The sequence below is a fragment of the Xenorhabdus bakwenae genome (assembly GCF_030272115.1).
GTDB lineage: Bacteria > Pseudomonadota > Gammaproteobacteria > Enterobacterales > Enterobacteriaceae > Xenorhabdus > Xenorhabdus bakwenae.
In genome coordinates this window covers 2,993,630-3,006,220 of the sequence record NZ_CP119194.1, presented here as the reverse complement: position 1 = coordinate 3,006,220, position 12,591 = coordinate 2,993,630, and the positions used below count along the sequence as shown (strand labels likewise).

Here is a 12,591-nt window from a genome sequence, read left to right as displayed (position 1 = left end):
CAATCAATAATTGTGTTTTAACTTGAAACAAACTGGAGACTGTCATGGATATAAACATGGATCTGCTGTACATAGCTGCCGCTATTCTGATGGGGTTGGCTGCTATCGGTGCTGCGATCGGTATCGGCATCCTCGGGGGTAAATTCCTGGAAGGCGCTGCTCGCCAACCTGATCTGATTCCTCTGCTGCGTACGCAGTTCTTTATCGTCATGGGCCTGGTTGACGCCATCCCGATGATTGCTGTGGGCCTGGGCTTGTTTATGATGTTTGCTGTTGGCGGTTAATAAGATAGCAGAACTTAAATTTACGCCAATTTATTAATTGAAATTAGAGGTATTGTGTCGTGAATATTAACGCAACAATCCTCGGCCAGGCCTTAGCGTTTGTCCTGTTTGTTTTGTTCTGCATGAAGTATGTATGGCCACCAATCATGGCGGCCATTGAAAAACGTCAGAAAGAGATTGCTGACGGTTTGGCTTCAGCAGAGCGTGCCAAAAAGAACCTGGACTTAGCGCAAGCCAATGCGACCGACCAACTGAAAAAAGCGAAAGCTGATGCACAAGTTATCATTGAGCAGGCTAATAAACAAAAAGCCCAAATTATTGATGATGCGAAAGCAGAAGCAGAGCTGGAACGTAACAGAATTGTGGCGCAAGCTCATGCTGAAATTGAAGCTGAACGCAAGCGTGCGCGTGAAGAGTTACGTAAACAGGTTGCGATGTTGGCTATCGCAGGTGCCGAGAAAATCATCGAACGTTCCGTGGATGAAGCTGCTAACAGCGACATCGTTGATAAACTGGTCGCTGAACTGTAAGGAGGGAGGGGCATGTCTGAATTCGCTACGGTAGCTCGCCCCTACGCCAAAGCTGCTTTTGACTTTGCTGTAGAACACCAGTCGCTTGAACACTGGCAGAATATGCTGGCGTTTATTGCTGAGGTTACTCGCAATGAGCAGGTTGGTGAGCTGCTTTCCGGTTCATTAGCACCGGAAACGTTAGCCAAAACCTTCATCACCCTTTGTGGTGAGCAGGTTGATGAGCATGCTCAGAACTTTATTCGTGTAATGGCAGAAAATGGTCGCTTGCTGGTACTGCCAGAAGTCTTCCAGCAATTTATCCAATTGCGTGCGTCACTTGAATCGACTATCAATGTTGAAGTGGCTTCTGCGACCGAACTGAATGAGCAGCAGCAGGCTAAAATTTCTGCGGCGATGGAAAAACGTCTGTCACGCAAAGTGAAGCTGAATTGCAAAATTGACAAGTCTGTTATTGCCGGCGTGATTATCCGCGCGGGTGACATGGTGATTGACGGCAGTATTCGTGGCCGTCTGAATCGTTTAACAGACGTCTTGCAGTCTTAAGGGGACTGGAGCATATGCAACTGAATTCCACCGAAATCAGCGAACTGATCAAACAGCGTATTGCTCAGTTCAATGTCGTGAGCGAAGCTCACAATGAAGGTACGATAGTTTCCGTTAACGACGGGATCATTCGTATCCACGGTTTAGCTGATGTCATGCAGGGTGAAATGCTTTCTCTGCCTGGCAACCGTTACGCAATTGCACTGAACCTAGAGCGCGACTCTGTAGGTGCGGTTGTGATGGGTCCGTATGCTGACTTGGCCGAAAGCATGAAAGTCAAATGTACTGGCCGTATTTTGGAAGTGCCTGTTGGTCGTGGTCTGCTAGGTCGTGTTGTTAACACACTGGGTGAACCGATTGACGGCAAGGGTGCTCTTGAGAACGATGGCTTCTCACCGGTAGAAGTGATCGCACCAGGTGTTATCGATCGCCAATCCGTTGACCAGCCTGTCCAGACAGGTTACAAATCCGTTGATGCCATGATCCCAATCGGCCGTGGCCAGCGTGAACTGGTCATCGGTGACCGTCAGACCGGTAAAACTGCTCTGGCTATTGATGCTATCATCAACCAGCGTAATTCTGGTATCAAATGTGTCTATGTTGCGATTGGTCAGAAAGCTTCTACCATTGCTAACGTAGTCCGTAAACTGGAAGAACACGGCGCACTGGAAAACACCATCGTTGTTGTTGCATCCGCTTCTGAATCTGCGGCCCTGCAATATCTGGCGCCCTACTCTGGTTGTGCGATGGGTGAATACTTCCGTGATCGCGGTGAAGATGCCCTGATTGTTTACGATGATCTGTCTAAACAGGCTGTAGCATACCGTCAGATTTCCCTGTTGCTGCGTCGTCCACCTGGACGTGAAGCATATCCTGGTGACGTTTTCTACCTGCACTCCCGTTTGCTGGAGCGTGCAGCGCGTGTTAACGCTGAATATGTTGAAAAATTCACTCATGGTGAAGTGAAGGGTAAAACCGGCTCTCTGACTGCACTGCCAATCATTGAAACTCAGGCGGGTGACGTTTCTGCGTTCGTACCAACAAACGTTATTTCCATCACTGATGGTCAGATCTTCCTTGAATCTTCTCTGTTTAACTCAGGTATCCGTCCAGCGGTTAACCCAGGGATTTCAGTATCCCGTGTAGGTGGTGCTGCTCAGACTAAGATCATCAAGAAACTGTCTGGTGGTATTCGTACCGCTCTGGCTCAGTACCGTGAACTGGCAGCATTCTCCCAGTTTGCTTCTGATCTGGATGATGCAACGCGTAAGCAGTTGGACCATGGTCAGAAAGTCACTGAGTTGTTGAAGCAGAAACAGTATCAGCCGATGTCCATTGCACAGCAGGCTCTGTCTCTGTTTGCTGCTGAACGTGGTTATCTGGAAGATATCGAAATCGCAAAAGTGGTCAGTTTCGAAGCTGCGCTGTTGGCTTATGCTAACCGTGAACATGCTGATCTTCTGAAAGAGATTGACCAGTCTGGTGATTACAATGGCGAGATCGAAGCGAAGCTGAAAGCGCTGTTGGAATCCTTCAAGGCGACTCAGTCCTGGTAACACTATTCGGCCCAGTTTGATTCTGTTGATGAATAAAAAATGGGCCGTCTGGTTGAATTCGGAGAAGCAGAAATGGCCGGCGCAAAAGAGATACGTACCAAAATCGCCAGTGTGCAGAACACGCAAAAAATCACTAAAGCGATGGAGATGGTCGCCGCGTCCAAAATGCGTAAAACGCAGGATCGCATGGCAGCCAGCCGTCCTTATGCAGAAACCATTCGCAGTGTGATTGGACACCTTGCGTTAGGTAATCTGGAATACAAACATCCCTACCTTGCAGAGCGCGAAGTGAAGCGTGTTGGGTACGTGGTTGTTTCGACTGACCGTGGTTTATGTGGCGGTTTGAACATTAACGTGTTCAAAAAATTGCTGATAGAAATGAAAGACTGGTCTGATAAAAACGTTCAAGTTGATTTGGCGCTTATTGGATCAAAAGCGGTTTCCTTCTTTTCTTCTGTTGGTGGCAACATTGTTGCCCAAGTAACAGGGATGGGAGATAACCCATCATTATCCGAACTGATCGGGCCAGTCCACGTCATGATGCAAGCATATGACGAAGGGCGTCTGGATAAACTGTATATAGTGACAAACAAGTTCATGAATACAATGTCTCAGGTTCCGACGATCACTCAGTTATTGCCTCTGCCAGCCGGAGACGATGAAACACTGAAGAAGAAGTCCTGGGACTATCTGTATGAACCTGATCCTAAGGCGCTGTTGGATACCCTGCTGCGTCGCTATATAGAATCGCAAGTTTATCAGGGCGTCGTTGAAAACCTGGCTAGTGAACAGGCCGCACGAATGGTAGCGATGAAAGCCGCGACCGATAACGGTGGCAACCTGATCAAAGAGTTGCAGTTGGTTTACAACAAGGCTCGTCAGGCCAGCATCACTCAGGAACTCACCGAAATCGTTTCGGGTGCTTCTGCGGTTTAACAGCTAGGTTTACGAATTACGTAGAGGATTCAAGATGGCTACTGGAAAGATTATCCAGGTAATCGGCGCCGTGGTGGACGTCGAATTCCCTCAGGACAGCGTACCAAAAGTATACGATGCCCTTGAGGTTAAAAACGGTGAAGAAAAACTGGTGCTGGAAGTTCAGCAGCAGTTAGGTGGGGGTATAGTTCGTTGTATCGCAATGGGTACTTCCGATGGCCTGCGCCGTCATTTGGACGTGACTGATTTAGGACACCCAATCGAAGTCCCAGTGGGTAAAGCAACACTGGGCCGTATCATGAACGTATTGGGCGATCCCATTGACATGAAAGGTGAGATCGGCGAAGAAGAGCGCTGGTCAATTCACCGTACAGCACCAAGCTATGAAGAGTTGTCCAACTCTCAGGAACTGCTGGAAACCGGTATTAAAGTTATGGACTTGATCTGCCCATTCGCTAAGGGTGGTAAAGTGGGTCTGTTCGGTGGTGCGGGTGTAGGTAAAACCGTTAACATGATGGAGCTTATCCGTAACATTGCGATCGAGCACTCAGGTTACTCTGTATTTGCTGGTGTTGGTGAGCGTACCCGTGAAGGTAACGACTTCTATCATGAAATGACGGATTCAAACGTACTGGATAAAGTATCTTTGGTGTATGGTCAGATGAATGAGCCACCGGGAAACCGTCTGCGTGTTGCATTGACCGGTTTGACGATGGCAGAAAAATTCCGTGATGAAGGCCGCGACGTTCTGTTGTTCGTTGATAACATTTATCGTTACACCCTGGCAGGGACAGAAGTATCTGCACTGTTAGGTCGTATGCCATCTGCTGTAGGTTATCAGCCAACATTGGCGGAAGAGATGGGCGCTTTGCAAGAGCGTATCACCTCAACTAAAACTGGCTCTATCACCTCGGTACAGGCCGTTTACGTTCCTGCGGATGACTTGACTGACCCATCACCTGCGACAACCTTTGCTCACTTGGATGCAACCGTCGTATTGAGCCGTCAGATCGCATCTCTGGGTATCTACCCTGCGGTTGATCCTCTGGATTCAACCAGCCGTCAGCTTGACCCACTGGTCGTTGGTCAGGAGCACTATGACGTGGCTCGTGGTGTTCAGTCTATCCTGCAACGTTATCAGGAACTGAAAGACATCATCGCTATTCTGGGTATGGACGAACTGTCTGAAGACGACAAACTGGTTGTGGCACGTGCCCGTAAGATCCAGCGCTTCTTGTCTCAGCCATTCTTCGTTGCAGAAGTCTTCACCGGTTCACCAGGTAAATTTGTTCCTCTTAAAGACACTATCCGAGGCTTCAAAGGCATCCTGAACGGTGATTATGACCATCTGCCAGAGCAGGCGTTCTACATGGTTGGCTCCATCGAAGAAGCGATGGAAAAAGCGAAAACGCTTTAATATGGCTGACGGGAGGTTGATATGGCTGCAATGACGTTCTCCCTGAACGTAGTCAGTGCTGAAAAACTGTTGTTTGAAGGGCTGGTACAGAAAATTCAGGTGACAGGTAGTGAAGGTGAGCTGGGGATCTATCCTCAACACACACCACTGCTTACTGCCATAAAACCGGGCATGATACGTATTGTTAAGCAGTTTGGTGAAGAAGAATTTATCTACCTGTCAGGTGGTATTCTTGAAGTTCAGCCAAATGGCGTTATCGTACTGGCCGATACAGCGATCCGTGGTAAGGATTTGGACGAAGCTAAAGTGCTTGAAGCCAAGCGCAAGGCGGAAGAACACATCCGTAATTCTCACGGCGATGTTGATTATGCTCAGGCATCTGCTGAATTGTCGAAAGCGATCGCGAAACTTCGTGTTATCGAATTGACAAAAAAAATGATGTAATAAATACCCAAAGGGTATAGGCAGTTAGATAAAAAGCCAGTTGGTGAAAACTAACTGGCTTTTTTTGCATTACGAAATATGTGGCAATTTATTTCGCAAACAGGTTTACTTTCATACTTAAAAATTGGGATTGTCAGGTTTCTTATGTCTATTATTGCAAATAATGACAACGCAAATAATGTCGGTACAAAAAGTGTTGTGATCCTTGCCGCGGGCAAGGGAACTCGCATGTATTCCGCTCTTCCTAAAGTTCTGCACGTGCTGGCCGGTAAGCCGATGGTTCAGCATGTTATTGATACCGCAATGGAGTTGGGCGCCCAAAATGTTCACCTGGTTTATGGGCATGGAGGTGATTTGATGAAACAAGCACTTCCCGGCCAGGATCTGAATTGGGTACTGCAAGCTGAACAGCTTGGTACAGGTCATGCCATGCAGCAAGCTGCTCCGTATTTTTCGGATGATGAAGATATTCTGATCCTTTACGGTGATGTGCCTTTGATTGGCAAAGATACCTTGGCGCGTTTGATAGAAGCTAAACCAGAGGGTGGAATTGGTTTATTAACTGCCATACTGGATAATCCAACGGGCTATGGTCGTATCATCCGTGAAGATGGTGAAGTGACGGGGATTATCGAACAGAAAGATGCAACGGAAGAACAGTGTAAAATCAACGAAATTAACACCGGTATTTTGGTGGCGAATGGCGGTGATTTGAAACGGTGGTTATCCCGGCTGGAAAACAATAACGCACAGGGCGAATATTACCTGACGGATGTTATTGCGCTTGCACACAAAGAAGGCCGTCAAATCAAGGCCGTACACCCAAGCCGTTTAAGTGAAATGGAAGGGGTCAACAATCGTCTGCAACTTTCCGATCTGGAACGTATTTACCAATCTGAGCAAGCGGAAAAATTACTGCTGGCGGGCGTCATGTTATTAGATCCTGCCCGTTTTGATTTGCGCGGAACACTAGAACACGGTCGTGATGTGGTGATTGATACCAATGTGATTATTAAAGGTCATGTCACACTGGGAAATAATGTTCAGATCGGCTCTGGCTGTATCCTGAAAAATTGTGTTATTGGTGATGGGGCAGTCATTGACCCGTACACCGTCATTGAAGATTCTGACATTGCGGCAGAGTGTACTATTGGGCCTTTTGCCCGTTTACGCCCAGGTTCCAAATTGGCGGAAAAAGCGCATGTTGGCAATTTCGTTGAAATGAAAAAATCCTCGCTTGGCACAGGTTCCAAGGCAGGTCATCTGACTTATCTTGGTGATTCTGAAATTGGCAATAATGTCAATATTGGTGCGGGAACCATTACTTGTAACTATGATGGTGCCAATAAATTTAAGACCATCATTGGTGATGATGTTTTTGTTGGTTCTGACACACAGCTTGTTGCGCCAGTGACGGTTGCGAAAGGCGCGACGATTGGTGCCGGAACCACAGTAACAAAAGACGTTGCTGAGAATGACTTGGTTATCAGTCGTGTAAAGCAAACCCATATTAAAAACTGGCAGCGTCCAGTGAAGAAAAAATAAATAAGATATATCCATAATAAAAATCCCCATCTCTACAAAGCTCGGGGACGGCAAAGCCGAAACACAATCAGGTTAGCGACATAAAAGGGCTTCATCGCCCTGTTTTTGGGAATAAAACAAAATGTGTGGAATTGTTGGTGCAGTAGCACAACGGGATATTGCAGAAATACTGATCGAAGGTCTTCGTCGCCTGGAATACCGTGGTTATGACTCTGCGGGTATGGCTATCGTTGACAGTGAAAACCGCATGACCCGCCTGCGTGAAGTGGGCAAAGTACAGATGCTGGCTGATGAAGCAGATAAACAGCCAGTTATTGGCGGCACAGGGATTGCTCATACTCGTTGGGCGACTCACGGTGAACCAAACGAACGCAATGCTCATCCTCATGTTTCTGAGCATATTGCCGTTGTGCATAATGGCATTATTGAAAACCATGAAGCGCTACGCGAAGAATTAAAAACGCGTGGTTACACCTTCTCTTCTGATACAGATACAGAAACCATTGCCCACCTTATTCACTGGGAACAGCAACAAGGCGGTTCACTGCTGGAAGTGGTGCAGCGTGTGATCCCACAATTACGTGGCGCTTATGGCACCGTAATTATGGATAGCCGTCATCCAGATGTGCTGGTTGCTGCGCGTTCTGGCAGCCCATTGGTCATTGGCTTAGGTGTGGGTGAAAACTTCCTGGCATCTGACCAATTGGCATTACTGCCAGTGACTCGTCGCTTTATCTATCTGGAAGAGGGGGATATTGCAGAAATCACTCGCCGTTCCGTTCGCATCTTTGATGTGCAGGGCGAAGCGGTTGAGCGCGAGCAAATTGAATCCAACGTTCAGTACGATGCCGGTGATAAAGGGGTATACCGTCACTACATGCAGAAAGAGATTTACGAACAACCGATGGCGATCAAAAGCACATTGGAAGGCCGTTTTAGCAATGGTCAGGTAAATCTGTCAGAACTGGGCGCTAATGCGGCGGAATTACTGTCACAAGTTGAGCATATCCAAATCGTTGCCTGCGGTACTTCCTACAATGCAGGCATGGTTTCGCGCTACTGGTTCGAATCACTAGCAGGTATTCCATGTGATGTTGAAATCGCTTCTGAATTCCGTTACCGCAAACCAGCGTGCCGTAAAGGAAGCCTGCTGATCACCCTGTCCCAATCCGGTGAAACGGCGGATACCTTGGCTGCTCTGCGTTTGTCTAAAGAACTAGGCTATCTGACTTCGTTGACCATCTGTAACGTTGTTGGTTCCTCTTTGGTACGTGAATCTGAATTTGCCCTGATGACCAAAGCAGGGGCAGAAATCGGCGTGGCATCCACCAAAGCCTTTACCACCCAGCTAACTGTATTGCTGATGCTGGTGGCTTACATTGGACGCCTGAAAGGTGCGGATGTAGCACTGGAACAAGACATTGTTCATGCCCTGCATGCCCTGCCAAGCCGCATTGAAAGCATGTTATCCAAAGACAAGCTGATTGAAGCATTGGCAGAAGATTTCTCTGAAAAACATCATGCCCTGTTCCTTGGCCGTGGCGATCAATACCCGATCGCGGTTGAAGGTGCACTGAAACTGAAAGAGATCTCCTACATTCACGCAGAAGCCTACGCTGCTGGTGAATTGAAACATGGCCCGTTGGCACTGATCGATGCGGATATGCCGGTCATCATCGTCGCACCAAACAACGAACTGCTGGAAAAACTGAAATCCAATATCGAAGAAGTTCGTGCCCGTGGCGGTTTGTTGTATGTCTTCGCCGATCAAGATGCAGGTTTCACCAACAGCGAAAACATGAAGATCATCTCCCTGCCACACGTAGAAGAGTTGATCGCACCGATCTTCTACACTGTGCCCCTGCAATTGCTGTCTTACCACGTTGCCTTGATCAAAGGTACGGATGTGGATCAGCCTCGTAACTTGGCGAAGTCGGTAACGGTGGAGTGATGGTGTTGTAGTTAGCGGTCAGAGATCTGTCTTTCAAAGGCAGATCTCACTGTATTTGGGGAGTTTGCACGTAATGGATAACGGACTTATTATTCCTTTCTGAAAACAGATCATAGCTATTTTCACGTGATAAGTGATGTCTAAACTACACTCAATATATCTTCAAAAGACGCACAATATCGGTTGGTTTCATGCGACTTGACAACCAAAATTTCTATTGCCTAACCTAACAACCTGTTCAGAGTCTTTTTAATAACACCACTAAGAAAGCTAAATTGATCATTTGCAAACTGGTATTCAGTTTTCGTTCACAATTTTTCCAAAGCCGTCTGCATTTTTCCAACCCACTGAACGAGCGTTCAACAACCCAACGTTTAGGAATGACTATCAATCTATGTAACTCATGACGTTGGGCAATTTGCACGGTAGCACCACACAACAGTTTGATCGACAAAGCAAAACGATCACCTGTATATCCCCCATCCGCCAAAAGGCACTTTAAGTTTCCCGGATTGGCCTGATGCCCGGCCAGTGCATCCAGTGCGCCTTCCCTGTCAGTCACATTGGCCGTTGTGACTATCATGGCGTGAGGAAGTCCTTGACTATCAACAACGATATGGCGCTTTATCCCTGAAATCTTTTTCCCCGCATCATAGCCTTTGCTTTTCGCTGTATCGGTATTGTTGACACTTTGTGCATCAACAATTAAAAACGTGCTCAATGCGTCACGGCCGTTTTTTGTCTGGCTTCTTGAACCTGATTTTTTTAAAGCCAGCGCCAAAACAGAGCCGGATTCATGGGGTTCACTCCAAATCTGGTAGTCATAATGTACAGTACGCCATTTAGGGAAATCGGACGGCAGCATGCGCCATTGACATCCGCTTTTCAACAGATACAAGAGGCCACAAAATACCTCGTAAAGGTCAATTTTACGGGATGCAGTTCGTTTACGGGCTTGTTCAAGCAGAGAGCGTATCTGCTCAAATTGCTCACGGGTGATATCACTGGGGTAAACTTTTCTCATCTTCAGATTATCAGGGTTCAATGTATTTTAGTAAAAACTCTGAACAGGTTGTTACAGCGGTATTTTCTAAATTAACGGTGCAAATCTCAATATAACTTAAAAATGGCAGACCCATCGCTTTAAAAGTTCTAGTGCTATAGCTCATAAATATACTTGCACCTTTTGCTATATTTTGTCAGTTTTAATGATATCAGTGGTATCAGATGAACATTTTTCAAGGCAGGGTAAACATGAGTAAGTGTGTAGGTTTTATCGGCTGGCGCGGTATGGTCGGCTCAGTATTGATGCAGCGAATGGTAGAAGAGCAGGATTTTGACGCAATAAATCCGGTTTTCTTCACAACCTCCCAGCACGGGCTTCCTGCGCCAGAATTCGCTGGAAAATCAGGTGTGTTACAGGATGCTTTTGATATTGAGGCACTGGGTGCGCTGGATATTATCATTAGCTGTCAGGGTGGGGATTATACCGATGAAATCTACCCTAAACTGAGGGCAACCGGCTGGCAGGGATATTGGATAGATGCCGCTTCTGCACTACGTATGAATGATGACGCTGTCATTATTCTTGATCCTGTTAACCTCCGACATATTCAAAATAGCCTGAATAAAGGTATCAAAACTTTTGTTGGCGGTAACTGTACCGTCAGCTTGATGTTGATGTCGTTGGGAGGATTGTTTGCCAATGATTTGATTGAATGGGCGTCGGTATCAAGCTATCAGGCCGCTTCTGGCGGTGGTGCTCGCCATATGCGTGAGCTGTTGGTGCAAATGGGGATGTTGCATCATCTGGTTGCTGAAGAATTAAAGACCCCTGCTTCCGCAATTTTGGATATTGAAAAACGTGTAACAGATTTTACCCGCAGTGGGGCATTGCCAACGGAGCAGTTTGGTGTTCCTTTGGCCGGGAGCTTAATTCCGTGGATCGATAAACAACTGGAAAACGGGCAGAGCCGCGAAGAATGGAAAGGTCAGGCGGAAACCAACAAGATCTTGAACACAGGCAATAATGTGATCCCGATTGATGGCTTGTGTGTCCGTATTGGGGCATTGCGTTGCCATAGTCAGGCATTTACCCTGAAATTGAAACAAGATATCCCGATCCAGGAAATTGAAATGCTATTGGCTTCCCATAATGATTGGGTTCGCGTTATTCCAAATGATCGGGAGCTAACGATGCGGGAGTTAACGCCGGCAGCGGTTACCGGCACGTTGAATACACCTGTGGGTCGTCTGCGTAAGTTGAATATGGGACCGGAATATTTATCTGCCTTTACGGTGGGTGATCAGTTGCTCTGGGGAGCCGCAGAGCCTTTGCGCCGTATGTTACGTATTCTGCTGTAGAAAAGAGTTAAGTTTTTTATTGAAACACTGCATTTGTTGGGATAATGCCGTCATTCGTGGCGGCATTAATGATTTTTTCGCCTGTCGCCTGAATTTTTCATCAATATCAATAAATCAGTGTCGTTACCTAAAATGCCAGCGCCCAAGAAAACGGGCGCTGGCATAATATTAATGCTTTTAGCAAACGGTTGTACCCAATGTTAATGTGACACAACGAATAAACTCGGTACTGACCCCTTTGCGGTTTTCAAGGTCTATAACCGACGTCGTGTGGTATTTTGGACAAATTTTATAAAGCAATTCAGGTGATATCTCTGCCCCCAGAGACTTAAGCACAGCAGAGGCCGTTTCGGGCCTAAAATTCATCCGGGCTTCATAAGCGGGAAGTGCATTACGGATTTTCTGGAATATCTCTTGGTTTTCATCCAGAATTTCTTCCAGGTTACTATCATTAACATGAGATAAAGCACGATCAAAGTCTGTTACACCCCGGAGTGCAAGAAGACTAATATCCATGTTATGTTTGGTTGCAAGTGAATCTGAGCCTGTGTTGGATTGGATTTTGGCATAGGAAAGTGATTTAATTTCATGGTGAATTTTACTTGCTACTTCTGGAATGAAACCAACAGCCAGTGCGATATTTTCAATTTCTTCATGGGTTAATGCGAACATTACACCTTCCCACGAATCGGTCAGTTCCATTGCCTTAGAACGGAGAGCATCGGCATTGTCGGATATACGACACAGCTCATTTTGACTCACCATCTCGGCCTCAATAATATGAGGTATGGTGGATGTTTGGGTAGTAAAATTTTGCATGATCTTCTCCTAAATGACATTACTAAATATATAGATATATAAATATGTAAATATCCCTACGGATAATGATACAGCTTCTGATAAATCGGATTAGATGAATGAACTGGGGTATTAATTAACTTTATTAGCATACCATTGTCAATAATTTTTTAAGGCTGTTCTTATTTGTATTTTGTTATGTTACATATAATTAAATAGT

Annotated in this window: 12 protein-coding genes; 10 read left to right on the top strand and 2 right to left on the bottom strand. The window is 46.3% G+C overall.

What is annotated here, in order from left to right; translation table 11 throughout:
* Positions 1 to 44: 44 nt before the first annotated feature.
* The 9 genes from atpE (at position 45) to glmS (ending at position 9,209) form a co-directional block, all read left to right on the top strand.
* Positions 45 to 284: a F0F1 ATP synthase subunit C gene (atpE, locus tag PXH59_RS15130; RefSeq protein ID WP_045967711.1), complete on the top strand. Its 240-nt coding sequence runs from the start codon at positions 45 to 47 to the stop codon at positions 282 to 284.
* Positions 285 to 343: 59 nt separating this feature from the next.
* Positions 344 to 814, top strand: a complete 471-nt coding sequence (atpF, locus tag PXH59_RS15125) for a F0F1 ATP synthase subunit B (RefSeq protein ID WP_047770880.1) — start codon at positions 344 to 346, stop codon at positions 812 to 814.
* A gap of 12 nt (positions 815 to 826) precedes the next feature.
* Positions 827 to 1,360, top strand: coding sequence for a F0F1 ATP synthase subunit delta (atpH, locus tag PXH59_RS15120; RefSeq protein ID WP_047770881.1), 534 nt, complete (start codon positions 827 to 829; stop codon positions 1,358 to 1,360).
* 14 nt (positions 1,361 to 1,374) lie between these two features.
* Complete coding sequence (atpA, locus tag PXH59_RS15115; protein WP_285809009.1) at positions 1,375 to 2,916, top strand: F0F1 ATP synthase subunit alpha; 1,542 nt, start codon at positions 1,375 to 1,377, stop codon at positions 2,914 to 2,916.
* A gap of 72 nt (positions 2,917 to 2,988) precedes the next feature.
* Positions 2,989 to 3,852, top strand: coding sequence for a F0F1 ATP synthase subunit gamma (atpG, locus tag PXH59_RS15110; protein WP_047770897.1), 864 nt, complete (start codon positions 2,989 to 2,991; stop codon positions 3,850 to 3,852).
* 34 nt (positions 3,853 to 3,886) lie between these two features.
* A complete protein-coding gene (gene atpD / locus PXH59_RS15105; protein WP_047770883.1) occupies positions 3,887 to 5,269 on the top strand; it encodes a F0F1 ATP synthase subunit beta in 1,383 nt (460 codons plus the stop codon).
* 21 nt (positions 5,270 to 5,290) lie between these two features.
* On the top strand, positions 5,291 to 5,713 hold the full coding sequence (locus tag PXH59_RS15100; protein WP_047770884.1) for a F0F1 ATP synthase subunit epsilon: 423 nt from the start codon (positions 5,291 to 5,293) through the stop codon (positions 5,711 to 5,713).
* A 144-nt stretch (positions 5,714 to 5,857) separates the two neighbouring features.
* On the top strand, positions 5,858 to 7,258 hold the full coding sequence (gene glmU / locus PXH59_RS15095; RefSeq protein ID WP_285809008.1) for a bifunctional UDP-N-acetylglucosamine diphosphorylase/glucosamine-1-phosphate N-acetyltransferase GlmU: 1,401 nt from the start codon (positions 5,858 to 5,860) through the stop codon (positions 7,256 to 7,258).
* A gap of 121 nt (positions 7,259 to 7,379) precedes the next feature.
* Positions 7,380 to 9,209 (top strand): glutamine--fructose-6-phosphate transaminase (isomerizing), encoded by a 1,830-nt coding sequence (gene glmS, locus PXH59_RS15090; RefSeq protein ID WP_285809007.1) that lies wholly within the window; start codon positions 7,380 to 7,382, stop codon positions 9,207 to 9,209.
* Between the two features lie 238 nt (positions 9,210 to 9,447).
* Here the strand turns inward: glmS and PXH59_RS15085 are convergent, their stop codons facing one another.
* The gene (locus PXH59_RS15085) at positions 9,448 to 10,233 is read right to left on the bottom strand and encodes an IS5 family transposase (protein ID WP_285809006.1); all 786 of its coding nucleotides are present in this window, start codon (positions 10,231 to 10,233) and stop codon (positions 9,448 to 9,450) included.
* Positions 10,234 to 10,463: 230 nt separating this feature from the next.
* On the opposite strand from PXH59_RS15085, the gene asd reads away from it, so the two are divergent.
* Entirely contained in the window at positions 10,464 to 11,573 is a 1,110-nt protein-coding gene (gene asd, locus PXH59_RS15080) for an aspartate-semialdehyde dehydrogenase (RefSeq protein WP_047770893.1), read from the top strand.
* A 177-nt stretch (positions 11,574 to 11,750) separates the two neighbouring features.
* On the opposite strand, the gene PXH59_RS15075 is transcribed toward asd, so the two are convergent.
* Positions 11,751 to 12,392, bottom strand: a complete 642-nt coding sequence (locus tag PXH59_RS15075) for a hypothetical protein (RefSeq protein ID WP_047770894.1) — start codon at positions 12,390 to 12,392, stop codon at positions 11,751 to 11,753.
* Between the last annotated feature and the right edge of the window lie 199 nt (positions 12,393 to 12,591).

Excerpts from the sequence above, each read along its gene's own strand:
- atpH (WP_047770881.1), top strand. The coding sequence starts at position 827 with ATGTCTGAATTCGCTACGGTAGCTCGCCCCTACGCCAAAGCTGCTTTT.
- glmU (WP_285809008.1), top strand. The coding sequence starts at position 5,858 with ATGTCTATTATTGCAAATAATGACAACGCAAATAATGTCGGTACAAAA.
- glmS (WP_285809007.1), top strand. The coding sequence starts at position 7,380 with ATGTGTGGAATTGTTGGTGCAGTAGCACAACGGGATATTGCAGAAATA.
- atpA (WP_285809009.1), top strand. The coding sequence starts at position 1,375 with ATGCAACTGAATTCCACCGAAATCAGCGAACTGATCAAACAGCGTATT.
- atpE (WP_045967711.1), top strand. The coding sequence starts at position 45 with ATGGATATAAACATGGATCTGCTGTACATAGCTGCCGCTATTCTGATG.
- PXH59_RS15085 (WP_285809006.1), bottom strand. The coding sequence starts at position 10,233 with ATGAGAAAAGTTTACCCCAGTGATATCACCCGTGAGCAATTTGAGCAG.
- atpG (WP_047770897.1), top strand. The coding sequence starts at position 2,989 with ATGGCCGGCGCAAAAGAGATACGTACCAAAATCGCCAGTGTGCAGAAC.
- asd (WP_047770893.1), top strand. The coding sequence starts at position 10,464 with ATGAGTAAGTGTGTAGGTTTTATCGGCTGGCGCGGTATGGTCGGCTCA.
- PXH59_RS15100 (WP_047770884.1), top strand. The coding sequence starts at position 5,291 with ATGGCTGCAATGACGTTCTCCCTGAACGTAGTCAGTGCTGAAAAACTG.
- atpD (WP_047770883.1), top strand. The coding sequence starts at position 3,887 with ATGGCTACTGGAAAGATTATCCAGGTAATCGGCGCCGTGGTGGACGTC.
- PXH59_RS15075 (WP_047770894.1), bottom strand. The coding sequence starts at position 12,392 with ATGCAAAATTTTACTACCCAAACATCCACCATACCTCATATTATTGAG.